Consider the following 25691-nt stretch of genomic DNA (forward strand, 5'->3'; position numbering starts at 1 on the left):
GAGTTCGTGTGACTGCAGAATCAGATCAGCGCAGCGCCGCCTGGGCGGGGTGGCGCGATCGACTCACAGCAGTCGGCGAAAGCGCCCGCAGAGGCACCGAACGCTCGGCGATCCTCGATCTCAGCACCGCGCATCCCGGCGGCATCGCCCGACTCTTCAGCGGGCGAGTCACCCGTCTCTCGACGCTCATTCGCGATGAGAAGGCGCGCGCACGTTCGATGCGGGTCGCTCGGCAGATCGAGCACAAGGCGGCCGAACTGGCCGAAGACCGAGGCATCGACGCGGTGCACCTGCTCGCCGGCGAGATGCTCTGGCACGGCAGCAGAGGGCGCTCCGGACACCTGCCTCTGATCGTGCAGCCAGCCGCGATTCAGGCCGTGCCCGGAGACTTCGAGCTGCTCATCACCGGTCGTTCGCTGATCAATCCCGAGGTCGTCTCGCTGCTGGAACGCCGATTCTCTTCAGAGATCGACGTCGACGGCATCGTTGCGGCCGTGCATGACGAGAACGGCTTTCACCCGGATGAGGCGCTGCACCGTCTCGATCGCGAGTTCCACTTCGTCGACGGCGTCGACTTCCAGAGCCGACTCGTCATGGGAACGTACAGCACCGCGGCGAGCGGTCTCTCGACGCGGGCGGCCACGCGCATCCACCCCATTCTGGATGCGGTCGCCGGTGTGCCGGGCGCGGCCGATTCGCTGCAGGAACGGGCCCGGCTCGTCACTGTGAACAGCGCCGACGAACGCTCTGCGCTGTCGGATGCGCTGATACTCGATGCGAGCGCCGAGCAGGAGCGCGTCGTCGCCCAGGCCAGCACCGGCACATCGTTCGTCGTGCGCACAGTGCCGGGGTCAGGGGTTGCCCAGGCGGTGTCGAACATCTTGGCCACCCTGGTGCCGGTCGGGCGTCGGGTCGCGGTGGTCGCCTCGTCGCGCGCGACGCTGGATGCCGTGGCGGCGAAGCTGGCATCGCGCGGACTGGCCGGCATGGCGGTGACGGCGCAGCACCTGCGCCAGGATGTGGTGCACGCGATCTCGCGCAACGAGCGTGCGCAGGCGCCCCAAGACCGTGAGGAGCGCGCTGGGGCCTACGCCCGCATCCGCGACGCGCTGCTGGGCTACCGGCGCAGTCTGGGGCAGGTCAGTCAGACGTATGGCGTCTCGGTCGAGCAGGCGCTGAGCGAGCTGGCTCGTCTGTCGCTGCTGCCCGACCCGCCGCACACCAAGGTGCGTCTGCACTCGACCGTTCTCGAGGCGCTGGCCGTTGACCGCACCTCGGCAGCGGCTCTGCTGCGCAAGGCCGCTGATCTCGGCCAGTTCGACTTCGGGCCTGACGACTCGTCATGGTACGGGGCCGAGTTCGACACCCCGCAAGACGCTGAGAACATCTATCTGCTCGCCAAACGGCTGGCGGGCAATGACCTGCAGGTACTGGTCGAGAAGTCTCGGCGGGTGTTCCAAGACGCCGGTCTGCGCCGCCCCACGAATCTCACCGAGATCGGTGAGGGGCTCGCTCTGCTGCTGCGCGTGCGCAGCACTCTCGACCGTTTTCAGCCGGTGGTCTACGACCGGTCGCTCGAAGAGCTCATCATCGCGACGGCTCCGCGTCGCGAACAGGATATGCCGGTCGGCTCGCGCCGTCGCCTGCGTCAGCTGGCCAAGGAGTATCAGCGGCCGGGTGCCCACGTCAACGACGTGCACCAGGCGCTGCAGGAGATCCAGGAGGAGCGCATCCTCTGGGGGCAGCTGGTGGCCGACCACCGACCGCCCAACGTGCCGGTCGGCCTCGGCGACGTGAACATCATGTACACCGCGCTGACCGCCGACCTGCAAGAGCTGCAGCGGCCGCTCGACCGTGAGCGCATCGGCGATCTGATGCGTGTGCCGATCGAGCGGGTGCAGGAGGTGCTCGATTCCCTGTCGCGCGACGTCGGTGCGTTGGAGCACCTGCACGAGCGCGCCGAGCTGCTGGCAGCGCTCGAACGCGAGGGGCTCTCTGAGCTCGTCGACGACTTCGCCCGACGGCATGTGACGGCCGAGCACGCCGCTGACGAGCTCGAACTCGCATGGTGGCAGTCGGTGCTCGAACTGCTGCTCGAGCGCGACGGTTCGCTGCTCAACGCCAACACGCAGGTGCTGGCGCGGCTGGAGCGCGATTTCGTGCTCGAAGACCGCCGCGTGGTCGACGATCACGCCCAAGAGCTCGCAGCCACGCTCGCGAGCCGCTGGCGTGAGGCCATCGACGTGCATCCGGACGAGGCGGCCGAACTGCGGCAGCGTCTGCTCGACGACGCCGTCACGCCATCGACGCTCATGCAGCGTCTGCCTGTCGTCGGGCGGGCCATCGCACCGGTCTGGCTGTTCTCGCCGTACCAGTTCGGATCTGATGTGCCTGATCGAGCACATTTCGACACGGTGATTCTGCTCGATGCGGCGAGTATGGCGCTGTCTGAGGCGGTGCTGCCGATCGCCCAGTCCGAGCAGGTCATCGCCATCGGCGACCCGGTGCTCGGCACGCCCAGCCGGTTCAGCATCGATCCGAACGACCCCGAGGTGGTGCCGATCACCGACGAGCCGTCGGCGTTCGCAGCGCTTCGCGGGCTGCTGCCCGAGTTCACCCTCGACTTCAGCTATCGATCCGGCGGCCGTGCCCTGGCGTCGCTGGTGAATCGTCGCTGGTACGACCTGCAGATTCGCGCGCTGCCCTCGGCAGCCGAGTTCGCCGGACAGCGAGCCTACGACGTCGTGCAGGTCGACGCTCCTGGACGCGGCACGCCCGACCCCGACAGCGGCAACGTCGAGGCGCTGCCCGCTGAGGTGGCCAAGGTCGTCGATCTGGCCTTCGCCACTGCGGTCTGGCACCCGGACGACTCGCTCATGGTGGTCACGCCCAGCGAGGCCATGGCACAGCAGGTGCGTGCGGCGCTGCGCTCCGAGCTGGCTACGCGGCAGGCGCTGCAGACGTTCTTCGATCCGCGGCAGCCAGAGCCGTTCTTAGTGCTCACGGTCGCACAGGCTGCGGCGCGCAGTCGCGATCGCGTGATCTTCGCGCTCGGATACGGTCGCACGCCGCACGGCCGGATGCTGTCGGCGTTCGGGGCGATCACCCCAGACCCCAGCGGGATGCGCTGGCTGGGGGTGGCGCTCACCCGCGCTCGTCGTCATCTCACGCTGGTGGCAGCGCTGCAGCCGAGAGGCAATGAACTGGAACGGCTGACCGGAGCCCCGCGGGTGCTCTTCGACCTGCTCGGCGGAGACCGCGACCCTGCTCCAGAGCGCCGCTTCTTCTCAGCGCAGGCACTGCTCGTCGATCTCGGACGTCGGCTGCACCGCAAGGGGCTCAAAGTGAACGATCACTTCGACGACGACCTGGGGCTGGCGGTCGACGACGGCACCACGCAGATGATCATCGAGACAGACTCCGACTACAACCGCGACACGCTTCGAGAGGTGCTGCGCCTGCACCCGACGCTGCTCACCAAGCTCGGCTGGAAGTTTCGCCGGGTCTACTCGTTCGAGCTCTTCGCGAACCCGCAGCGCATCGCCGACGAGATAGCGGCCGAGCTCGATCAGCATCGTGCTGCGGCCGAGCGACAGCAGCGCGAGTACGCGCGCCGAGGGCAGCAGTGACCGAACGCATCCGTCGCATCGGCAGTCGGCGCGTGGTCTATGGCGAGGTGCCCGACGAACACGACGTGCAGGCCGAACGTGCGCTGACCCGGCGTGATCAGACCCTGGCCGCGGACGCATCCGCTGAGCACGGGGAGTGGGGCGATCAGACGGCCGAAGCCGAAGAGGACCGCTGGCTCAAAGCACAGCGGCCTCCGCACTGGGGCTGAGCCGGCGCGATCGGCTCCTGCCGCTCAGCAGACAGACAGAACCCCGCTGCCACGCCGATAGGGCGATGGCAGCGGGGCTCTGTCATGACACGGTTCTGTCACGACACAGTTCGCCGGGGCCCAGCGGAAGGACGCCCGACCACCGGTCATTTCTGCGCGTGAGCGCCGGAACCGGTGGAGCCGTTCTGCGCCTGCAGAGCCTCCTGGATCTCTTTGAGCACATCGAGCTCGGTGCGCGGGTCTACCGGTGCCTCGGGCTTCTTGGCGCTGTGCTTGACCTGGTACTCGCGCAGCTTGTTGAACGGCAGCACGATGCAGAAGTACAGTGCCAGCGCGATCAGCAGGAAGTTCACGATGGCAGTGATCACTGCGCCGACTGAGAAGTCAGCGCCGTTGATCGTGAAGTTGCCGACTGAGTCGAAGTCGGGCTTGCCGAAGATCGCCGCGATCAGCGGCATGATGAGCTTCTCGACCAGTGCGTTGACCAGCCCGGTGAAAGCCGAGCCGATGACCACACCGACGGCCAGCTCGATCGCGTTGCCTTTTGAGATGAAGTCTCGGAATCCGGCGAAGACCTGTTTCATTGCGTTTGCTCCTGAATCATGTGATTGCACGCATGGCGCGTTGAGGGGCGCCCCGTGCGCCTGTGCAGCGTCTGTGGAACGCCGCCACTCTCTACTGTATAGGCGTCGGCGGAGTCACGGCGAGGATTCGCCGATCGGTGACGATCCAGTCGACCGGTCGGTCGTGCGCTTCGATCGGCAGATCGGCGATCACCTCGTCGTCGAAGACGGCGGCGACCACTGGGGCGGTGAGCGCCCGGTCGGCCAGCGTGCGGTCGTAGAAGCCGCCGCCCTGCCCGAGACGTGCCCCGGTTTCAGAGGCGGCCAGCGCAGGAACGACGATGACCGACGCTTCACGCAGCGCACCCTCAGGCAGTGCGGCAGCATCCGCTTCGGGCACGCCGAGGCCGCTGTCGCGCTCGCCCGCCCCAGCGGCGTCGGCCCAGTCCAGGCCGCCGTCGACCCTGACCTGCGGCAGCAGAACACGGTGCCCGGCCTCTTGCGCGGCCGCGATGAACCCGCGCGTCTGCGGTTCGCTTCGGGAGGCCAGATAGCAGGCGACGGTTGCCGGGATGTCACTGGTCAGCTGGCTGAGCAGGCGCAGCAGATTGGGGGTGAGGTCTCGAGTCGGTGCTGGAGGCTGGCGCCTCGCTGCGCGGATGCGCTGACGCAGCGCTGCCTTGCGGGCTGTCGACGGCTCGGCCGCGGCGGTGCCCGGCGACATGTCTGGAATCGGGTCAGCGGCCATCGGCATCAGTCTAATCCCGTGAGCGCGCACGGGTGCCGGTAAGCTGAGGCGTATGACTGCAGAGAATCAGGGTGGTACGCAACAGCATCGTGCGGTGAAGGCGGTGGTGCCGGTTGCGGGTTTGGGGACGCGTTTTTTGCCGGCGACGAAGGCGGTGCCGAAGGAGATGCTGCCGGTGGTTGATCGTCCGGCGATTCAGTATGTGTTGGAGGAGGCTTCGGGTGCGGGGCTTTCTGATGTGTTGTTGGTGACGGGGTCGGGCAAGGGCGCGATCGAGGATCATTTTGATGCGGCGCCGTATTTGGAGTCTCGTTTGGCTGCTGATGGCAAGGATGCTTTGTTGGCGTCGGTGCGTGAGGCGACTGGGGTGGCTGATGTGCATTCGGTGCGTCAGGGTGTGCCGCGTGGTTTGGGGCATGCGGTGCTGTGTGGGCGTGAGCATGTGGGGGATGAGCCGTTCGCGGTGTTGTTGGGTGATGACCTGATTGATGCTGATGAGGATTTGCTGAGCCGGATGTTGGATGTGCAGGCTGCGCGGGGGGCGTCGGTGGTGGCGTTGTTGGAGGTGCCGGCTGATCGTACGCATTTGTATGGTGTGGCCGAGGTTGAGGCGACGGGTGAGGCTGATGTGGTGCGGATCACGGGTCTGGTGGAGAAGCCGGAGCCGGGGACGTCGCCGTCGAATCTTGCGGTGATTGGTCGGTATGTGCTGCAGCCGGGTGTGTTCGATGTGTTGGCGCGCACGGCTCCGGGTCGGGGTAATGAGATTCAGTTGACGGATGCGTTGGAGACGTTGGCGGCGGATGAGTCGATTGCTGGTCCGGTGTTGGGTGTGGTGTTTCGTGGTCGTCGGTTCGATACGGGTGACAAGCTCGAGTATCTGAAGACCGTGGTCACGCTGGCCAGCGAGCGCGACGATCTCGGGCCCGCATTCCGCACCTGGCTCAACGACTTCAGCAAGACGCTGTGAACCTGCCGCTGCATCGGTGCGTCTGGGGCGAGGTCGCCATTCGCCCGGTGCGGCAGCGTGACTGGCGGGCGCTCGACGCCGAGCTGAGAGCCGGCCGGGCCTGGCTGCAGCAGTGGGAGGCCACGCTGCCCGGTCAGCCGGCGGGAATGCCGGACACCCGACGTCAGGTGCGATCGATGATCGTCAGCATGCGCGAGGGCCTCTCGGTCACCTGCGTCATCGAATGGCGCGGCGAGATCGTCGGTCAGGTCAGCGTGGCGCAGATCGCCTGGGGAGCGATGAACTCGTGCTCGATCGGCTATTGGGTCGCCGAGCGTGTGGCCGGTCGCGGCATCGCACCGACGGCGACTGCCCTGATCTGCGATCTGCTGTTTCGGGAGTGGGGCATGCACCGGATCGAGATCTGTATGCTGCCCGAGAATGCGGCTTCCCGCCGCGTGCCCGAAAAGCTCGGCTTTCGCCCCGAGGGGCTGCGTCGTGGCTACATCCACATCGGTGACCGCTGGCGCGATCACCTGGTGTTCGCGCTGTTGGCCGAAGACACTCCTCGTGACGGCCTGATCGCGCACCTCGCGGCCGACGGCGGATGCTCGCCACACCGTGGCGAATCATCGCTAAACGACTCTGCCGAACGTAGGTTAATGCCATGAGTGGACTTCTCGGGCAGATCGGCGGCGCCATGCTGGTGCTCTGCATCGTGGGGCTGTGGCTCGCCGTGCTCACTCCAGGCTGGATCGAGCGACGCAATCTGCGCACCACCGCTCGCAACGCCACGCGTGTGCAGCGTGCTGTCAACGTCATCGCTCGCAACCAGGAACTCCCAGACGAATACGAAGAAGAAGTGAGCGCCCGCCGCGCAGCGGTGCTCGCGAGAGAGGCACGCCGAATGGAACGTGAGAGACAGCGTGCCCAGCGTAGCGAAGCTCGCCGCGAAGCCGGTCTGCCGCCGAAACTGCGGGCTGCCGTGCGCGGACAGCGAGTCGGCTCGACACTGAGCCTGATCGCTCTCGGCCTGGTCATCATCGGGGCGCTGCAGGTAACAAATCGTGCGAGCGGGTGGCTCTGGCTCGGCTGCGGCCTGGTCATCGGTGTGCTGGGGCTGGCCATGCGGGCGCGGGCGACTCGAGTCGTGCGCCATCAGCGTCGTCGGCTCGCGGCCGAGCAGACGGCGCAGCAGGTTCCCGCGCAGCAGACACCGGTCTATGACGTCGCCGACGATCTCGACGCCGATGCCCGGCGTCAGGCAGCTGCAGAGGGCGTCCAGGCGGATCACACCTGGACGCCGAATCCGCTGCCGAAACCGCTGGGCGTCACCCGCGACGAAGTCGTCGCGGCAGCCCTCGCTGAGGCAGCGCGCATCGGTGACGACTCGGCTCCCGGCCTTCGGCCCGCGGCGCCGAACCGCGCTGCAGACGAGCAGCAGGCAGACGTGCGCCAGCTCCCGGTCGTGACTCCGCAGGCGGACGCCGCGGGCGCATCCGCCGCAGAGCCAGCGCACAGCCGTGACACGCAGCCAGCCGCAGAGGCGGTCGCCGAAGAGATCGAGGCATCGCTCGGCGAGCACGACGAATACGACTGGATCGACGATCGTGCCGGGGTCGATGCGAGCTTCGACTCGGGGCGCCTCGACGACATTCTGAATCGGCGCCGCAACGTCGGATGAGCACGTGCTCATCGTCTCAGCTTCAGGCTGATTTGTTCTGCTCATAATTTTGAGTTCATCAAAATATTGCTAGACTGTGGGCATGAGCGTTCATGTCTCCATCGCTCCCGAATCGTGGGGTGAACAGCTGCGTGAGAGCGGACTGCGCGTCACTGCCGGCCGCCTGGCGACGCTGCAGTATCTCGACGAGCACCCGCACAGCTCGGCCGCAGACATTCTCGCGGGACTGAGCGACGACATGCCGAGCATCTCGGCGCAGTCGGTGCACAACATCGTGCACGATCTGACCCGCCACGAGCTTGTGCGGCGCATCGATCTGCCAGACTCCGGCAGCGCGCGATACGAGACGCGCACTCACGACAACCATCATCATGTGCAGTGCGTGGTCTGCGGACGCATCGAAGACGTCGACTGCGTCGTGGGGCATGCCCCCTGCCTGACGCCTGACGACGTGCACGGCATGCGCGTGCTGACCGCCGACATCACTTTTCGCGGCGTCTGTCCCGAATGCGAGCAGAAGCTGCGCGACCATGACCCCCAGTACTGAACACAGGGGCGATGTTGCCCTGTGACACGCAGAATCACAACCACAGCACGGAAGGAAGCACACATGTCTGAATCAAAGTGCCCCATCGACCACGAGACCGGAGCACCGGTCAGCGGCGATGCCACCGGGGTCACCATGCCCGGAATCCCTCAGAAAGAGCTGCCGCATCCCACGCAAGGCGACGCCAGCTTCGCCTGGTGGCCGAAGCACTTGAACGTCGGGCTGCTCGATGAGAATCCCCGTGAGCGCAACCCCGAAGAAGACGGCTTCGACTACAAAGCGGCTTTCGAGGCGCTCGATCTCGACCAGGTCAAGAAAGACATCGCCGAGGTGCTCACCACCTCGCAGCCCTGGTGGCCGGCCGACTTCGGGAACTACGGTCCGCTGATCATCCGTGTGGCCTGGCACAGCGCCGGCACCTATCGTCAGTTCGACGGACGAGGCGGTGCGGGCACCGGGCAGCAGCGTTTTCTGCCGACCGAGGCCTGGCCCGACAACGTGAGCACTGACAAAGGCCGTCGTCTGCTCTGGCCGGTGAAGCAGAAGTACGGTCGCAGCATCTCGTGGGGCGACCTGATCGTGCTCGCCGGCAACGTCGCACTCGAGATCATGGGGCTGCCGACTGCCGGCTACGGCGGCGGGCGCATCGACGCGTGGGAGCCCGAGAACGTCTACTGGGGCTCAGAGCCGCAGTGGAAGGGCACTGAAGACCGCATCACTGACAAGCAGCGGCGCGATCTCGAGAAGCCGCTCGGCGCGACAGTGATGGGGCTCATCTACGTCGACCCCGAGGGCCCTGAGGGACAGCCCGATCCGGCCCGCGCTGCGCATGACATCCGTGAGACCTTCGACCGCATGGGCATGAACGATCGCGAGACGCTCGCGCTGATCGCCGGTGGGCACACCTTCGGCAAATCGCACGGTGCCGCACCCGACGGAGAGCACGTGCACGGCAGTCCGGCTGAGGCCGGCATCCAGGATCAGGGCCTCGGCTGGAAGAACGACTTCAAGAGCGGCATCGGCGACGACACCATCACCTCGGGCCTCGAAGTGACGTGGACGTATCACCCCACTCGTTGGGACAACGAGTACCTGCACATTCTCTTCTCATACGAGTGGGAGTGCTACAAGGGTGAGGGCGGCCACTGGCAGTGGCGGCCGAAGGACGGCGCCGGGCAGGACATGGTGCCGCTCGCACACTCCGATGGCCGGCGCGAGCCGCGCATGTTCACCACAGACCTCGCACTGCGCGTCGACCCTGAGTACGAACGCATCGGTCGTGAGTTCCTCGGCGATCAGAAGCTCTTCGAGCAGGAGTTCGCCAAGGCCTGGTACAAGCTGGTGCACCGCGATATGGGCCCGAAGTCGCGTTACCTCGGCAAAGAGGTGCCCGCGGCCGACTACATCTGGCAGGATCCGCTGCCCGCAGCGACCGGGGAGCCGGTGCTGGCCGCCGACATCAACGAGCTCAAGCAGCAGATCCTCGCTTCGGGGCTGACTCGACAGCAGCTGGTGAAGACCGCCTGGGCGTCAGCCTCGACGTTCCGCGCGACCGACTATCGCGGCGGCGCAAACGGCGCGCGCATCCGTCTGGAGCCGCAGCGCCACTGGGAGGTCAACGAGCCCGAGCAGCTTGACCAGGTGCTCTCGGTCTACGAGAAGATCCAGAGCGATTTCAACGAGCAGAACGCGCCGCGCCACATCTCGCTGGCAGACCTGATCGTGCTCGGCGGCTCCGCTGCGATCGAGCAGGCCGCTCACGAGGGCGGCGTCGACATCGAGGTGCCGTTCACACCGGGTCGTGTCGACGCCACTCAGGACGACACCGACCCCGAGACGTTCGCATACCTCGAGCCGACCAACGACGGGTTCCGCAACTATCTGCGCCCCGGGCACTCGCTGCCGGCTGAGAACCTGCTGATCGACCGTGCTCAGCTGCTCGGACTGCGTGTGCCTGAGCTGACGGCGCTGATCGGCGGGCTGCGCGTACTGGGGACGGGCTATGAGGGCACCGACCTCGGCCTGCTGACCGATCGTCCCGGCGTGCTGAGCAACGACTGGTATCGCAACCTGCTCGAGAACGGCAACGTGTGGAACTCGACCGACGAGACGCAGAACACCTTCGAGATGCGCCACTACGGCGAAGACGAGGTCGTGTGGCGGGCCAGCCGCTTCGACCTGGTCTTCTCGGCCAACTCGGAGCTGCGCGCCGTCGCCGAGTACTACGCCTCAGACGATGCTCGTGACATCTTCGTGCGCGATTTCGTGGCCGCCTGGAACAAGGTGATGAACGCGGATCGCTACGATCTGCGCTGAACGGTGCGCAGCCGCTGAACGAAGCGCTGCATCCTGAGCGAAAGGGCCCCGTCCACGATCATTCCGTGGACGGGGCCCTTGCACGTCGCGAGCGCTGGCAGCGTCAGCGCTCAGACGATCGGCAGATCATCTCAGTTCGTCGGAAAGCCCAACTCGATCTGGCTTTCGCTGGGGTGCGGCCAACGCGAGGTCACGACCTTGCGGCGAGTGTAGAAGTTGAACGACTCCGGCCCGTACATGTGGGTGTCGCCGAAGAGAGAGCTCTTCCAGCCGCCGAACGAGAACGAGCCGACCGGCACCGGAATCGGCACGTTCACACCCACCATGCCCACCTCGATGTCGAACTGGAACTCACGGGCGGTCTTGCCGTCACGGGTGAAGATCGCGGTGCCGTTCGCATACTGATTGGAGTTGATCAGGTCGACGGCCTCGTCATAGCTGTCGACGCGCACCACTGCCAGCACCGGGCCGAAGATCTCGTCGTCGTACACGCGCATGCCGGGGCGCACGTGGTCAATCAGAGAGACGCCGATGAAGTAGCCGTCGCCCTCGAAGTGCTGCTCGCGCCCGTCGACGACGACCGTCGCACCTTCGCCAGCGGCAGAGCCGACGTACTCGGCGACGCGCTCCTGAGCCTGCCGGGTGATCAGCGGCCCCATCTCCGAATCCGGGTCGAAGCCGTCGCCGATGCGCAGATCGGCGATGCGGGCCGCGACCTTCTCGATGAGCGGGTCGGCCGTGTCGCCGACGGCGATCAACACCGAGACCGCCATGCAGCGCTCGCCGGCAGAGCCGTATGCCGCTGAGACCGCAGCGTCCGCAGCCGAGTCGAGGTCGGCATCCGGCATGACCACCATATGATTCTTGGCGCCGCCCAGCGCCTGCACGCGTTTGCCCGCGTGCGCCGCCGTCTCGTAGACATAGCGTGCGATCGGCGTCGAGCCGACGAAGGCCGCGCCGGCGATGCCGGGGTTGGTCAGCAGCTCGTCGACGACCTCTTTGTCGCCGTGCACGACATTGAGGATGCCATCGGGCAGACCGGCCTCGCGGAACGCCTCGGCGATCCAGACTGATGCGGAGGGGTCACGCTCAGAGGGCTTCAGGATGACGGCGTTGCCTGCTGCGATCGCAGTCGTCACCATCCACAGCGGCACCATGGCCGGAAAGTTGAAGGGCGTGATGCAGGCGACGACGCCGAGTGGCTGGCGCAGCTGATGCACGTCGATGCCGGTGGCGACCTGCTCGGCGAATTCGCCCTTGAGATGGTGTGTGAGCCCGGCGCAGAACTCGACGTTCTCGAGCCCGCGCGCGATCTCGCCGCGTGCATCGGGGACGGTCTTGCCGTGCTCGGCGGTGATGATGCGGGCGAGTTCGTCTGCGCGCTCGTTGATGATGTGCACGAGGCGGAAGAAGACCTGCGAACGCTTCGCGAGGCCGACGCGACGCCAGGCCCGCTGGGCCTCAGCAGCCTGCGCGATGGCGGCATCGACCTGTGCGGCACTGGCGAGCGGCACCTCGGCGGTCTGCCGCCCGGTGGCCGGGTTGAAGACCGGGCCGTACCGTTCTGCTTCGTCCGTCTCCTGACCGCCGATGACGTGCGGGATGCGAGTGAGCGTCTGCGTCGTGCTGGTGGTGGTGTTCATCTGAGCTCCTGTAGCTGCGAATCTGGTGTTTGTGATGAGCGGTGGGGGCGGCGCATGCGCATGATCAGGGCTGCCAGCCGCGCAGGGTGCCGTCAGGTGTGGCGTACTTGGCGACCAGGGTGCAGTCTTTGCCGCCGAGCCCTTCGTCGATCAGCCGCTGCAGCTGATCGGCCGCCAGCGTCGCCGCCGGGAGATGCACGCCGGTCTGTCGGCCGGCCTCAAGCGCCAGACCGATGTCTTTGTTCGCGAGGTCTGCGGTGAAGGTCGCGTCGAAGTTGTGGTCTGCTGCCGAGGTCGGAATCACGCCGGGCACTGGGTACCAGGTCTGCTGGGCCCAGGAACGGCCGGATGACGCGCTCGCGATCTGCCAGAAGACCTTGGGGTCGAGCCCGAGCTCCTCGGCCAGCTGCGAGCCCTCGGAATTCGCGAGCACGTCGATCAGCAGCATCATGTTGTTGACGATCTTGGCGGCGATGCCCATGGTCGGGCCTCCGGCGACGATGGTGCTGCCGCTCATCGGCTCGATGTACTCGGCGGCGCGAGCGGTGTCGGCCGGGTCTCCGCCGAGCATGAAGGCGAGTGTGCCGTCGGCGGCTCCGCTGATGCCGCCGCTGACCGGCGCGTCGACGAAATGGTGTCCGCTGACCTCTGACTGCTCGTGCAGATAGCGCGACGTCTCGACGTCGATCGTCGAGCAGTCGATCAGCAGCGTCGACGTGGCGGCATGCGCCCACACGCCGTCGGCACCCTCATAGACGCTGCGCACATGCTGCCCCTTCGGCAGACTGGTGAACAGCGCATCGGCGCCGTCGAGTGCTGCGGCGATGCTGTCGACGATGGTCACGCCCTCGGCCTGAGCCGCGGCAGTCGCCGCCGGGTTCAGGTCGTAGCCCAGCACGGTGTGGCCGGCACGCACGAGATGGCCGGTCATCCGACCGCCCATGTTGCCCAACCCGATCCAGCCCAAAGTTGCCATGATGATTCTCCTCGGCTCCGTTGTCGAAAAGTCGTATGTGTGATGACAGGCTAAGTCGCCGGTTCTGTGCGTGGCAATCTCTGAGAGACGTCATTTGTGCACCAGAGCTGTGCATTCATGCACAGCTCATGACGCGGATGCGGCACAATGGGGCCATGGAACACAGACTTGACGAGACGCACCTGCAGGGCCTGATGACGTTGCTCGCTGTTGCTCGTTCAGGACGCTTCACCGCCGCAGCGAAAGCGCTCGGAGTGAACCATTCGACGGTGTCGCGCAGAATCGGGCAGCTCGACGAGGCTTTGGGCGGACGCGTGCTGGTGCGGGGTGCGACGGGGTGGGAGCTCACCGTGCTCGGCACGAGAGCGATGCAGGCGGCTGAGCGCATCGAACGCTCCGTGCACGATCTGGTCTCAGACAAGCCCCATGATGCCGTTCGGGGCCTCGTGCGCGTGGGAGCACCGGATGCGTATGCGGTCTTCATCGCCATGCCGGCCTTGGCCTGGCTGCAGCGCAGGCATCCCGCACTCGACCTTGAGGTCGTCGCGGCGACGCAACAGGCTCGACAGCGCCGCTCAGGCGTCGACATCGAAGTGGTCGTCGGTCGGCCACAGGTCAACCGAGCGGTCACCGTCGAGCTGTTCTCATACCAGCTGCGGCTGTACGCGACTGCGGAGTATCTGTCGCGGATGGGTCGGCCTGCGAAGATCGCCGATCTGACCGAGCACCGTCTCAACTACTACATCGAATCGGCGCTGCAGGTCGACGATCTCGACGTTGCACTGCAGCTGCTGCCGCGGATGCGCGAGGCCATCAGCTCGACGAGCGTCTTTGCACACGTCGCTGCTACGCGTGCGGGGGCAGGCATCGGACTGCTGCCGGACTATGTGGCGCAGCGGTACGACGACTTGACCGTGGTGCTCGAACACGAGTTCTCTCACGGTGTCTCGTACTGGGCCGCGCTGCGCGAAGAGAACGACCGCAATCCGGCGGTCGGGGCCTGCCTGTCGGCAATGGTCTCCTACGCCCAGAGCAGCGACTTCGTGAAATGAGTCTGGCGGGCGGCCGAGAGGTCTCTCCTCGGCCGCCCGCCAGACTGTGACGGATGCGTTCAGGCTCCCGGTGTCGCTTCTGCGCGTGTGCTCTGCATCAACGGGGCGATGTGTCGTTCGTGGTCGCGCCGGTCGATCTCTTCGAGGGTGATTCCCTTGGTCTCGCGCAGTGAGACTGCGGCGATCAGGGTGATCAGTGCGGCTCCGACGAGGTAGAGCGCAATCGGCACCCACGAGGAGAATTGTCCGAGCAGCGCAGTCGCGATGATGGGCGCGACGGAGCCTGCCACGATCGAGGTCACCTGGTAGCCGAACGAGACGCCGGCATAGCGCATGCGCGTCGGGAACATCTCGGACATGATCGCAGGCTGGCCGGCATACATCAGGCCGTGCACGAACAGTCCGAGGATGATCGCCAGAATCACCATCAGCGGCGCAGCCGTGTTGAACATCGGGAAGGCGACGAACGGCCAGACACCGGTGAGCACGGCCCCGGCGATGTAGACGGGTTTGCGGCCGACCCGGTCAGTGAGCGCGCCGGTCAGTGGCACGATCACGAACTGGAAGACATGTGCGAAGAACATCAGCCCCAGAATGCTGCTGGTGTCCATCTTGACCCAGACCGACAGATACGTGATCGAGAACGTCACGACCATGTAGTAGAGGATGTTCTCGGCGAAGCGCAGACCCATCGCAGTGAGCACGCCACGCGGGTAGCGTTTGAGCACCTCGAAGACGCCGTAGCGCACCTCGTCCTCCTGCTCGATCTTTCGCTGCGTCTCTTGGAAGATCGGCGCATCAGAGATCTTCGTGCGCACGTAGTAGCCCACGGCCACGATGACGACCGACAGCCAGAAGCCGATGCGCCAGCCCCAGCTCAGGAACGCTTCGGGGGAAAGCGACGCCGAGAGCACCAACAGCACGATCGTCGCCAGCAGGTTGCCGAGAGGCAGGGCGGCCTGCGGCCAGCTGGCCCAGAAGCCGCGTGACTTCGCCGGTGCGTGCTCTGCGACGAGGAGCACCGCTCCGCCCCATTCCCCGCCGACGGCGATGCCCTGGATGAACCTCAGCGCGACGAGCAGCGCGGGCGCCCAGTACCCGACCGTGGCGAAGGTCGGCAGGCATCCCATCAGGAACGTCGAGGCTCCCACCATGATGATCGCCACCTGGAGCAGATGCTTACGGCCGTAGCGGTCGCCGAAGTGTGCGAAGACGATTCCCCCGAGCGGTCGAGCGACGAAGCCGACGGCGTAGGTAACGAATGCGGCGATGATCGGCGCATAGGGGTCTTCGCTGGGCGGAAAGAAGACCTTGTTGAAGACCAGGGTCGCGGCCGTCGCGTAGAGAAAGAACTCGTACCATTCGACGATGGTGCCCGCCATTGATGCGAGCACGACCTGTCGCAGGCCTTTCTTCGGGGCTGCCGGGGCTGACACAGACATCTGCTACCTCCTTGTAGTCAGGGATCTGAGAACATCCTGCAAGAGATGGTGTGTCATGTCTATGCACCGGCGCTGGTGATTGCGCACAGTGGCTGTGCATATACGCACAGGCACTGTGACCTCGCCAGACATGCAGCGAGCCGGGGTCTCCGTCGTGATGACAGAGGCCCCGGCTCGCGGGAATCGTATACGGAGTCAGTCGCTCACTTGTGCGATTCGGTGCGGTTCAGCTCGTCGTGCAGGTCTTCTGGAGACAGGTTGGCCTCTTCGAACGCCTCGGTGCGCGGCAGCGACAGACGCAGGTCTGTTCCGAGGCAGACCTCGACGGTGCCCTTGGCCATCTGGAAGTCGAGCACATGCCCGCCCATGGTGCGTTCATCGTCGATGAAGTGCACGTGGCAGCCGGGCACCGAGATACCCTGCTCATACACCGGCGTGCGGAAACCGCCGACGACGCCTGACACATTCTCGAAGCGCAGCGTCGGCTCGTCGTTGGTCGCATCGACCATGCGTGGGTAGGGCTTGCTCTGCAGCTGCACCGTGCGGGTCTTGACCCAGTCGAACTCGCCGGTGATGCGCAGCGCGTACAGATAGTTCGGCGACACCGTCAGCGAGTCGACCAGCGCCGAGACGTCTTCACGGCTGGAGTGCGGCTTGACCTCGGCACTCAGGCTGGTCACGAAGTTGGTGACCACGGCGAACGGCGTGCGCGCGTCGAGTGGTGCGGGCTGCACTGAGCCGTCGACGCGCATCTGCCAGCAGTGACCATCGAGAATGATCATCTCGCCGTCGAGCCCGTCGAAGGTGCCCAGACCGAAACTGCCCTGGCCGAGCAGCTCCGCGATGGTCATCTCGCCGTCATAGATGCCGTCGAGCAGTGCGCTCATCAGCGAGGTCTGAAAGACCTCGTGGCGGACGATGTGGTTCGAGACCCGTTTGGCGGCGGGTGCCGACGTCGAATCGGTAATGTCGGATGATGTGGTCATGACAGAACTCCCTCTCTGAGATCACCGGCGAGACCCGCGAGGTTGTCGCGGTAGTCGACCGGTACGTCGATGATGGTCGGGCCCGACTCGGCGAGCCCTGCGCGCACCTCGGTGACGAGTTCTTCGAGCGAGGTGGCGCGGCGGCCGTGGGCGCCGAACGACTCGGCGTACGCAGCCAGATCCGGGTGCCCCAGGGTGATGCCCGAGGTGCGCCCGTACTTCTTCATCTGCTGGAAGGCGACCATGTCATAGGTGCCGTCGTTGAAGATGACGTGGGTGAAGTTCGCTCCGCGGCGCACGGCTGTGTCCAGCTCCATGGCCGAGAACAGGAAGCCGCCGTCGCCCGACACCGAGAGCACCGGCTCGTCGGGGCGAACCATGGTGGTGGCGATGGCCCACGGCAGCGCGACGCCGAGCGTCTGCTGGCCGTTCGAGAACAGCAGTCGACGCGGGCGGTAGGTGCGGAAGTAGCGGGCCATGTAGATGTAGTGCGAGCCGACGTCTGAGATCACTGTGGTGTCATCGCTGACGAGGTCTCGCAGGGTGAGCGTCACGGCCACAGGGTCGAGTCCGAACTTGTCGTCGTGCTCTTCGCTCGGGCGTGCCTTCTCGGCGAGACGGGCGAGCTGCGAGTCGACGACCTCGCGAGCCGCGCTCTCGAGCTTCAACCCCTGCAGCCGGTCGGCGAGAGCCGAGACCGTGGTGGGAATGTCGCCGCGCAGCTCGAGCGCGGGCGCATAGCTTGCGTCGATGTCGGCTGCGATCTCGTCGAGGTTGATGATGCGACGCGAGCTGTCGTGATTCCACATCTTCGCGTCGTACTCGACCGGGTCGTAACCGATCGCAAGCACCACATCGGCGTGATCGAGGATGACGTCGCCGGGCTGGTTGCGGAAGAGCCCGACGCGACCGAGGTAGTGATCTTCGAGATCGCGTGACACGAGCCCCGCAGCCTGGAAGGTCTCGACGACCGGCAGCTCGGTGGTCTTCAACAGCTGGTGCAGTGCCTCGGCCCCAGAGGTGCAGGCTGAGCGCACGCCGGCCAGGATGACCGGGAACTTGGCCTTGCGCAGCAGATCTGCTGCCGCATCCAGCGACTTCTGAGAGGCCGGACCGAGGTCGGGCACCGGCTGCACAGGAGGCAGCGGCACTGAGGTGTGCTCCGCCATCACGTCAGAGGGCAGCACCAGCGAGGCGGCGCCCCGCGGCATCACCTCAGCCTGGCGGAAGGCGTTCACGATCGCCTCGGGAACGTTGTCTGCGGAGTCGACCTCGCCGGCGAACTTCGAGACGGTCGACAGCAGGCCCACGGCATCCATCGACTGGTGAGTGCGCTTCAGGCGGTCGCCGCGCGGCACGGCGCCACACAGCGCGATCATCGGATCACCCTCGGTGGTCGCCGTCACCAGTCCGGTGGCGAGGTTGCTGGTGCCGGGCCCTGAGGTGACCAGTGCGACGCCGGGGTGACCGGTCAGACGACCGACGGCGGCGGCCATGAATGCCGCATTCTGCTCGTGTCGGCAGACGACGACCTCGATGGGGGAATCCTCCAGAGCGTCGAAGACCTGATCGACCTTCGCGCCGGGAACGCCGAAGACCCATTTCACGCCTGCCGCCTCGAGTGCTTCGACGATGCGGTTCGCGCTGCGCACCGATTCTGCGCTGCTGTTCATTGCTGCTCCTGAACTGTGCGGTCGCCAGCTGGTGCCGGCGACCGGGATGTGTGTGATGGAAACCTGTGGGAAAGTGTGGACGAGCGGGTCGGTCTCGTCATGGCGCCTGCCGCTCTGTGAGGGAGCGGCAGCATCGCTGAGACGCTGAACCGACTGGCTCGAGAACACCCCGCGTCTTTGAGGTGGACTCACCGTATACAACATAGATACTAGATCTCTTTGGGGCTGAGCGCGAATCTGTTTCAGAAGAGCTCATCGGGACGAAGGCGATAGCTGCGGTCGTGCGGCGGTTGGGGCTGATGTGGGTGGTCAGCCGGGCGACTGTTCGGCCGGCCGGACGGATGATATGCGAAAAGTGTGGTCTACCCGAAGGTAGACCACACTTTTCGCTCGTCAGCTTTGTGCGCTGTTGCTACTGGCTCATCACGCTACTGGTTCAGCGGAATGCCCAGCGCGTCGAGCGTCGCCTCATGCATCGTCTCAGAGAGCGTCGGGTGTGCGAAGACCACATGCTCAAGGTCTTCGGCGGTGCCCTCGAGAGCTCGCAGCACGCTGAACCCGGGCAACAGCTCGGTCACGTTCGGGCCGACCAGGTGTGCGCCGAGCAGCTCGCCCGAGGCCGCATCGTAGATCACCTTGACGAAGCCCTCGGTGTCGTCGATGCCGATGGCGCGGCCGTTCGCGACGAAGGGCATATGCCCCACGTTGAGCTCATGACCCGCCGCACGAGCCTGCGGCTCGGTCATGCCCAGACTGGCGACCTCGGGATGCGTGTACGTCGCCCCCGGGATCCAGTCGCGGTCGACGGGCTGCGCACTGCGCACGCCGGCCAGGTGCTCGACCGTCGCGACACCCTCATGCGCGGCCTTGTGCGCGAGGCACGGCGGGCCCGCCACGTCGCCGATGGCGTACAGCCCCGCGACGTTAGTGCGCCCCCATTCATCGACCGCGATGAAGTGACCGCGATCGGTCAGCTCGCAGCCGAGGGGTTCGAGGCCGAGCCCCTCGGTGTTGGGCTGCACGCCGGCGGCGATCAGCAGACGATCGGCACGCACCTCGGTGCGTGAACCGTCGCCCGACACCAGTACCGCCGTGACCACGTCGGCCGTCGACTCGACCTGCTCGAGATGCGAACCGGTGTGCACCTCGATGCCGCGACGCTCGAACGAGCGACGCACCACGGCCGAGACCTCGGGGTCTTCGACCGGCAGATTCTGATCGGCGAGCTCGACGATCGTCACGCGGGCACCGAGATCGCGGTACAGACTTGCGAACTCGGAGCCGATCGCCCCCGAACCGACGATGAGCAGGTGCTCGGGCACATCGGTGGGAATCAGCGCCTCGGCGCTCGTCCAGATGCGCTCACGGTCGGGAACGATGCCCGGCAGTGCTCGCGGTCGTGCGCCGGTGGCCACGATCACGTGGTCGGCGGTGAACGTCTGGTCGGCGGCAGAAGCCTCCGACGCCTTGCCCGCGACCGGGGTGACGGACACCTCGCCCTTGCCGGTGAGCGCGGCCTCGCCGGCGATGACCCGCACGCCATTCTTGCGCATGAGGCCGGCGACGCCCTGTGACAGGCGATCGGCGACATCGCGGCTGTAGCGCACCAGAGCAGACAGATCGATGCCGAGCTCACCGGTGGTGAATCCGAGTCGGCCGGCCTGCGTGATGCTGTGCAGCGTGTCGGCTCCATGCAACAGTGCCTTGGTGGGGATGCAGCCCCAGTTCAGGCACACGCCGCCGAGCTCGGCCCGCTCGACGAGCACGGTGTCGAGACCGAGCTGCGCCGAGCGGATCGCTGCGGTGTAGCCGCCGGGCCCGCCGCCGATGATGAGCACATCTGCATGTTCGTTCTGTGTCGTCATCTCAGCCCCTCACGCCAGCAGCAGTTCGGGCGATTCGATGATCTTCGCCAGCTCGGCGAGGAATCGGGCGGCGAGTGCGCCATCGATCACCCGGTGATCGCTCGACATCGTCAGCGCCAGAATGCTGCGGCCGATGACCTGCCCATCTGCGTCGAACACGGGTCGACGCTGAGCGGCGCCGACGGCGAGGATCGCCGCCTGGGGTGGGTTGATGATCGCATCGAACTGCGTGACTCCGAACATGCCGAGGTTCGAGATGGTGAAGCTGCCGCCCTGGAACTCGTCCGGGGTCAGCGTGCCTGCCTTCGCCTTGGTCGCGAGCAGACGAGTCGCATCGCTGATCTCGGCCAGCGACTTGACGTCGGCCTCGCGCACGATCGGCGTGATCAGCCCGTTGGGCGTCGCCACGGCGATCGCGATGTCGGCGTGCCGGAACTGCAGAATGCTCTGGCTCGCTTCGTCGAACTGCACGTTGACCTCGGGCACCGTGACCAATGCCTGTGCCACCGCTTTGACGATGACGTCGTTGACCGAGAGGTGCACTCCGGGCAGCTTGTCGTTGAGTGAGGCGCGCAGTTTCAGCAGCGCGTCGACCTCGACCTCGTGCGTCACCCGGTAGTGGGGCGCGTTCTGCTTCGAGGCCTGCAGTCGCTGCGCGATGACCCGCCGCACCGAGGTGAACGGAATCGTCTCGAACGCCGGCTCGGCGAGCTGCTCCGGCGTCACTCCCGAGGCTTCGGCCTCGACGGCAATGCGCAGACGGTGTGCGGCCTCTTCGACGTCGGCCTTCGTCACACGACCGGCGCGACCGGTCGCCTTGGCGTCGTGCAGGTTGACGCGCAGCTCTTTCGCCACCCGACGAGCGACCGGCGTGGCAGGCACGGTCGAGTCGTCCTCGGTCGACCGCAGCACGACGCCGCGACCGCGAACGGGTTCGGGTACGGAGCCTCCTGCGGAGAGGACGGCTTTGCGCACGTCTTCGACGCTCACGCGACCGTAGCGATCAGTGCCGGTCACCTTCGACAGATCGATGCCTTCACCGTCAGCCAGTCGTCGTGCGTGCACCGTCGCTGCGACATCTGCATCGGTGCTGCCCGACAGCGCCGCCGGAATGCGGTACTCCTGGTCGGCGGCCGATTGCGCCGGCGCGCCCGAGGGCACGCTGACCGTCGCTGCGAAGGGCGATGCTGCGGCGGATGCCGGAATCGCCGCCGCTGGCACAGGTGCGCTGGCCGTCGGTGCCGGTGCGCTCACGGCCGCAGCGGCCGGGGCGGAGGCGACCGGCGCATCCGACGATGCTGCTGCCGCCGGAGCCTCGCCGAAGCGAACCGCGTCTTCGGCCTTGCGCTGCTCGATGAACGCGTCGATCTCGTCGTCGGGAACGCTCGGATCAGCGCTCACGCCGATGATGGCGCCCACGGGGCGCACATCACCCGAGTCGGCGACGATGCGCCGCAGCGTGCCGTCGAACGGCGCCTCAAGGTCGTTGGTGATCTTGGTCGACTCGACGGTGACGATGGGGTCGCCCTGTTTGAAGGAGTCGCCGACCTTGATGTTCCACGAGTCGATCGCCCCCTCTTCCATGGTCATGCCCCAGTTGGGAATCTCAAGGGCCTTGATCTCTGCCATGGTCATGCCTCCATGAGTTTGCGCACCGACGCCTCGATGCGCTCTGCCGAGGGCACCCAGTGCTTCTCGAGTGCGGGGGAGAACGGCACCGGGGTCAGCGGCGGGGTGATGAGCTCGACCGGTGCCTTCAGGCTGTTGAAGGCCTTGATCGACACCAGTGCGGCGACGTCCTGGCCGAACCCGCAGCGTGCGGACGACTCGTCGACGACCACGACGCGGCCGGTCGACTCGGCTGACTCGACGATCGCGGCCTCGTCGAGCGGCGAGGTCGTGCGCGGGTCGACCACCTCGACCGAGATGCCCTCGGCGCCGAGCTTGTCGGCGACCTCGTTGGCGGTGTTGACCAGCTTCGACAGCGCGATGATGGTCACATCGGTGCCTTCACGGGTGTAGTTCGCGACGCCCAGAGGAATCGTGTACGGCTCATCGGGCACCTCGCCCTTGATGTCGTAGAGCGCCTTGTGCTCGCAGAACATGACCGGGTCGTCGTCGCGGATCGAGGCCAGCAGCAGCCCCTTCGCATCGTATGGGTTCGACGGGGCCACGACCTTCACCCCGGCGGTCGAGGTGAACACGTTGTAGGGCGAGTTCGAGTGCTGCGCCGCAGCGCCCACCCCGGCGCCGATGATGCCGCGCACGGTGAGAGGTGTCTTGGCCTTGCCGCCGAACATGTAGCGGAACTTGGCCGCCTGGTTGTAGATCTCGTCGTAGCAGACGCCGAAGAAGTCCATGAACATCAGCTCGGCGACCGGGCGCAGACCGGTGACGGCCGCACCGGCGGCGAGCCCGAGGATGGCCGACTCACTGATCGGGGTGTCGACGACGCGCTCGTCGCCGAATTCCGTCCACAGGCCGCCGGTCACGTTGAACACGCCGCCGAAGGCCTCGACGGTCTTGTCCGGGTTCGTGCCGCCTTTACCGCCTCTGAGGTCTTCGCCGACCAGAAAGACGTTCTCATCTTCGCGCAGGGCATCGGCGAGTGCTTCGCGGATGGCCTCTCTATAGCTTTTCTTGCTCATTGCCGTTCGTCTCCCCAGTTCTTCAGTAGCTTGCGTACACGTCGGTGGTCAGCTCGTCAGCGCTGGGCCATGGCGATTTGCGGGCGTACTCGACCGCGTCGTCGACCTGCTGCTTGACTTCGGCTTCGATGGCGTCGAGCTCTTTGGCTGTGACCTTGCGACCGACCTTCTCACGGAAGATGCGCAGCGGGTCGTTGGCCTTTTTGATCTCGTCGAGCTGCTCTTTGGTGCGGTAGAGCCCCGGATCACCCTCAAAGTGGCCGTACCAGCGGTAGGCCTTCGCCTCGATCACCGAGGGGCCCTCGCCGGCGCGCGCACGGGCGATGGCTTTGCTGGCAGCCTCGTGCACGGCGAAGAAGTCGGTGCCGTCGACCTTCTCGGCGGGCAGACCGAAACCTGCGGCACGAGCGGCGATGTCGCCACTGCCAACCGCGAAATCAGCGCCGGTCGCTTCGCCGAAGCCGTTGTTCTCGAAGATGAACAGCGCCGGCAGCTTGAGCACGACGGCCATGTTCATGGCTTCGAAGACGGTGCCCTGGTTCGAGCCGCCGTCGCCGCTGAATGCGACGCCGATGTTGCCTTCGCCCTTGTACTTGCCGGTGAACGCCGCGCCGACGGCCAGCGGAGCAGCGCCACCGACGATGCCGTTGGCGCCCAGCATGCCCACTGAAAGGTCGGCGATGTGCATCGAGCCGCCCTTGCCGTGGTTCAGGCCGGTCTCTTTGCCGAAGATCTCGGCCATCATGCCGTCGAGGTCGCAGCCCTTGGCGATGGAGTGCCCGTGACCACGGTGCGTCGAGCCGATGACGTCGGTGGGGCGCAGGTTCTCGCACACACCGACGGCGACGGCCTCTTGACCGGCGTAGAGGTGGATGAAGCCGGGGATCTCACCCGACTGGTTCTCAAGGTGGACTCGCTCTTCGAAATAGCGGATCTCAGCCATTTTGCGGAATGCGTGCAGCAGCTGCTCTTTCGTCAGCTGGGACGCCTGTCTCTGAGCCATGCTCTTCCCTTCACTCGTGGTCGGTACGGTGATGGATGAGCCTCGGTGTCTCCATCGATACCGGCAACTTCAGGTTGATCTCAGACTACGCTGGCCGTCTGACGTCGAGGGTGCAGGTGAACACCATTGCAGAGGGTTGCACGGAGGTGGTTGATGGCACAAGAATCAGACGTGTGCCGAGGCCTCGGGCCACACCCCAGAGACACGAAAAGTGTGGTCTGCAGAGCTGCAGACCACACTTTTCACTACTCAGCTTTCGAGCGATGCCCCAACTGTCATCGGGCGCACTCCCGGCATCCGGCGATCAGATGTGCGTCGGGTACCCGATCGCGATGTCGGCGGCCTCGGCGATGGGCTCCGAGAGCGTCGGATGCGGGTGAATCGTCAGCGCGATGTCTTCGACGTTCATCTGAGCGTTGACCGCGAGGCTGAGCTCGGAGATGAGGTCGGAGGCCCCCGGGCCGACGATCTGCGCGCCGATCAGCGTGCCCTCGTCTTTCGTCGACACCAGTCGCACGAAGCCGTCAGGCTCGCCCAGCGACACGGCGCGGGCGTTGCCGGCGAAGGGGAACTTCGCCGTCTCGACCGCGACGCCCTGTTTCTCGGCCTCGTCTTTGGTCACGCCCACTGTCGCGACCTCGGGGTCGCTGAAGCAGACGGCAGGCACACCGATGTAGTCGTTCGCCGTCGGCTGCCCGGCGATGGCGCCGGCAGCGGTCTTCGCCTGGAAGAACGCCTTGTGCGCCAGAGCTGGCCCCGCCGTGATGTCGCCGATCGCGTAGATGTGCGGTGACGCTGTGCGTCCCTGCTCATCGGTGACGACGAGACCGTGGTTGTCGATCTCGACGCTGGTGAACTCGAGCCCGATGTTGTCGGTGTTGGGGCGGCGACCGACGGTGACCAGACAGTAGTCGGCCTCAAGAGTCTCTTCTTCGTCGTTCAGCGTAACGAAGACCTGCACGCCGTCGGCATCCTCATCGACGTCGCGCGCCCGCACGCCGGTGTGGATCTCGACGCCCTTGGCCTCGAGCCGCTTCGTGACGATCGACGAGAGATCGCTTTCGAAGAGCGGCAGGATGCTGGGGGAGCCTTCAAGGATGATCACCTTGGCGCCCATGTCGGCGTAGGCGCCGGCGAGCTCGGTGCCGATGTACCCGCCGCCGATGACGATCATGCGCTTGGGCACCTCGGGCAGATTCAGCGCACCAGTCGAGTCGATCACACGGTCGCCCCAAGGAAAGCTCGGGATCTCGATGGGGCGAGAACCGGTCGCGATGATCAGGTCGTCGAAGGTGAACTGTCGGCCGAGGTCGACGCTCATGAACTGCTGCGGGCCTGCCGGCATCACGCGCAGCACGGTGTCGCTGTCGAGGGTGGCGAAGCCCTGGACGATCTCGACGTCGTGCTTCTTGAGCAGCCCGCGCACGCCACGCGTCATGCGCTCGACCACGTCGTGCTGCTTCCAGTGCTGCGTCTTGGCGAAGTCGAGCTTCGGTGCTTCGAAGCTCAGGCCGTACTGGTCGGTGTCGTGTGCGGCGCGGATGCGGTGCCCGACGCTGATCAGAGCCTTCGAGGGCACGCAGCCCTCGTTCAGGCAGATGCCGCCGACTCGATCGGTGGCCTCGATCAGCGTGACCTTCTGCCCGAGCTCTGAGGCGCGGATGGCCGCGACGTAGCCGCCGGGCCCCGAACCGATGACGATGGTGCCGCGGTGTTCGACTGTGGAGTCGCTCATGATGTTCCTCTCAATGCTTCGTG

The 25691-nt window shown here is 66.1% G+C and carries 20 protein-coding genes; 8 read left to right on the plus strand and 12 right to left on the minus strand.

The features are described from left to right. The first annotated feature begins 8 nt into the window (after window positions 1-8). Both F8O06_RS01605 and F8O06_RS01610 read left to right on the plus strand, forming a co-directional pair. A complete protein-coding gene (locus F8O06_RS01605; RefSeq protein WP_158037157.1) occupies window positions 9-3629 on the plus strand; it encodes a DEAD/DEAH box helicase in 3621 nt (1206 codons plus the stop codon). Next, entirely contained in the window at window positions 3626-3838 is a 213-nt protein-coding gene (locus F8O06_RS01610; protein WP_158037158.1) for a hypothetical protein, read from the plus strand. Before F8O06_RS01605 ends, F8O06_RS01610 begins: the two co-directional genes overlap by 4 nt. Window positions 3839-3984: 146 nt before the next feature. Here F8O06_RS01610 and mscL read toward each other — a convergent pair whose 3' ends face one another. Both mscL and F8O06_RS01620 read right to left on the minus strand, forming a co-directional pair. Further along, window positions 3985-4422, minus strand: coding sequence for a large conductance mechanosensitive channel protein MscL (gene mscL, locus F8O06_RS01615; RefSeq protein WP_158037159.1), 438 nt, complete (start codon window positions 4420-4422; stop codon window positions 3985-3987). A gap of 91 nt (window positions 4423-4513) precedes the next feature. After that, entirely contained in the window at window positions 4514-5149 is a 636-nt protein-coding gene (locus tag F8O06_RS01620; RefSeq protein ID WP_192496793.1) for a 5-formyltetrahydrofolate cyclo-ligase, read from the minus strand. 52 nt (window positions 5150-5201) lie between these two features. On the opposite strand from F8O06_RS01620, the gene F8O06_RS01625 reads away from it, so the two are divergent. From F8O06_RS01625 to katG, 5 genes are all read left to right on the plus strand, one after another. After that, window positions 5202-6119: a UTP--glucose-1-phosphate uridylyltransferase gene (locus F8O06_RS01625; protein ID WP_158037161.1), complete on the plus strand. Its 918-nt coding sequence runs from the start codon at window positions 5202-5204 to the stop codon at window positions 6117-6119. Then, complete coding sequence (locus tag F8O06_RS01630) at window positions 6116-6769, plus strand: GNAT family N-acetyltransferase (protein WP_225733321.1); 654 nt, start codon at window positions 6116-6118, stop codon at window positions 6767-6769. The genes F8O06_RS01625 and F8O06_RS01630 overlap by 4 nt, the downstream gene beginning before the upstream one ends. Beyond that, window positions 6766-7782, plus strand: a complete 1017-nt coding sequence (locus F8O06_RS01635; RefSeq protein ID WP_158037162.1) for a hypothetical protein — start codon at window positions 6766-6768, stop codon at window positions 7780-7782. Before F8O06_RS01630 ends, F8O06_RS01635 begins: the two co-directional genes overlap by 4 nt. An 82-nt stretch (window positions 7783-7864) precedes the next feature. Further along, on the plus strand, window positions 7865-8329 hold the full coding sequence (locus F8O06_RS01640) for a Fur family transcriptional regulator (protein ID WP_158037163.1): 465 nt from the start codon (window positions 7865-7867) through the stop codon (window positions 8327-8329). A gap of 63 nt (window positions 8330-8392) precedes the next feature. Next, window positions 8393-10645, plus strand: coding sequence for a catalase/peroxidase HPI (gene katG, locus F8O06_RS01645; protein ID WP_158037164.1), 2253 nt, complete (start codon window positions 8393-8395; stop codon window positions 10643-10645). A 131-nt stretch (window positions 10646-10776) separates the two neighbouring features. Here the strand turns inward: katG and F8O06_RS01650 are convergent, their stop codons facing one another. Both F8O06_RS01650 and F8O06_RS01655 read right to left on the minus strand, forming a co-directional pair. After that, the gene (locus F8O06_RS01650) at window positions 10777-12288 is read right to left on the minus strand and encodes a CoA-acylating methylmalonate-semialdehyde dehydrogenase (protein ID WP_158037165.1); all 1512 of its coding nucleotides are present in this window, start codon (window positions 12286-12288) and stop codon (window positions 10777-10779) included. A gap of 64 nt (window positions 12289-12352) precedes the next feature. Further along, the gene (locus F8O06_RS01655; RefSeq protein WP_158037166.1) at window positions 12353-13264 is read right to left on the minus strand and encodes an NAD(P)-dependent oxidoreductase; all 912 of its coding nucleotides are present in this window, start codon (window positions 13262-13264) and stop codon (window positions 12353-12355) included. Between the two features lie 155 nt (window positions 13265-13419). Between F8O06_RS01655 and F8O06_RS01660 the strand changes: the two genes are divergently transcribed. Beyond that, entirely contained in the window at window positions 13420-14316 is an 897-nt protein-coding gene (locus F8O06_RS01660; RefSeq protein ID WP_225733322.1) for a LysR family transcriptional regulator, read from the plus strand. Window positions 14317-14375: 59 nt separating this feature from the next. Here F8O06_RS01660 and F8O06_RS01665 read toward each other — a convergent pair whose 3' ends face one another. The 8 genes from F8O06_RS01665 to lpdA (F8O06_RS01700) form a co-directional block, all read right to left on the minus strand. Further along, window positions 14376-15758, minus strand: a complete 1383-nt coding sequence (locus F8O06_RS01665) for an MFS transporter (RefSeq protein ID WP_158037167.1) — start codon at window positions 15756-15758, stop codon at window positions 14376-14378. Window positions 15759-15961: 203 nt separating this feature from the next. Next, window positions 15962-16744 (minus strand): acetolactate decarboxylase, encoded by a 783-nt coding sequence (gene budA, locus F8O06_RS01670; RefSeq protein ID WP_158030208.1) that lies wholly within the window; start codon window positions 16742-16744, stop codon window positions 15962-15964. Next, entirely contained in the window at window positions 16741-18417 is a 1677-nt protein-coding gene (gene alsS / locus F8O06_RS01675; RefSeq protein WP_158037168.1) for an acetolactate synthase AlsS, read from the minus strand. Before alsS ends, budA begins: the two co-directional genes overlap by 4 nt. A 428-nt stretch (window positions 18418-18845) precedes the next feature. Further along, window positions 18846-20282, minus strand: a complete 1437-nt coding sequence (gene lpdA / locus F8O06_RS01680; RefSeq protein ID WP_158037169.1) for a dihydrolipoyl dehydrogenase — start codon at window positions 20280-20282, stop codon at window positions 18846-18848. A gap of 9 nt (window positions 20283-20291) precedes the next feature. After that, complete coding sequence (locus F8O06_RS01685) at window positions 20292-21911, minus strand: dihydrolipoamide acetyltransferase family protein (protein WP_158037170.1); 1620 nt, start codon at window positions 21909-21911, stop codon at window positions 20292-20294. A gap of 2 nt (window positions 21912-21913) precedes the next feature. Beyond that, entirely contained in the window at window positions 21914-22930 is a 1017-nt protein-coding gene (locus F8O06_RS01690) for an alpha-ketoacid dehydrogenase subunit beta (protein ID WP_158037171.1), read from the minus strand. Window positions 22931-22952: 22 nt separating this feature from the next. Further along, window positions 22953-23933, minus strand: a complete 981-nt coding sequence (locus F8O06_RS01695; RefSeq protein WP_225733323.1) for a thiamine pyrophosphate-dependent dehydrogenase E1 component subunit alpha — start codon at window positions 23931-23933, stop codon at window positions 22953-22955. Window positions 23934-24237: 304 nt separating this feature from the next. After that, window positions 24238-25668 carry a dihydrolipoyl dehydrogenase gene (lpdA, locus tag F8O06_RS01700; protein WP_158030206.1) on the minus strand — a complete coding sequence of 477 codons (1431 nt, stop codon included), beginning with the start codon at window positions 25666-25668 and terminating at the stop codon, window positions 24238-24240. Window positions 25669-25691: the final 23 nt, after the last annotated feature.

The organism is Pseudoclavibacter sp. CFCC 14310 (genome assembly GCF_008831165.1).
Lineage (GTDB): Bacteria > Actinomycetota > Actinomycetes > Actinomycetales > Microbacteriaceae > Pseudoclavibacter_A.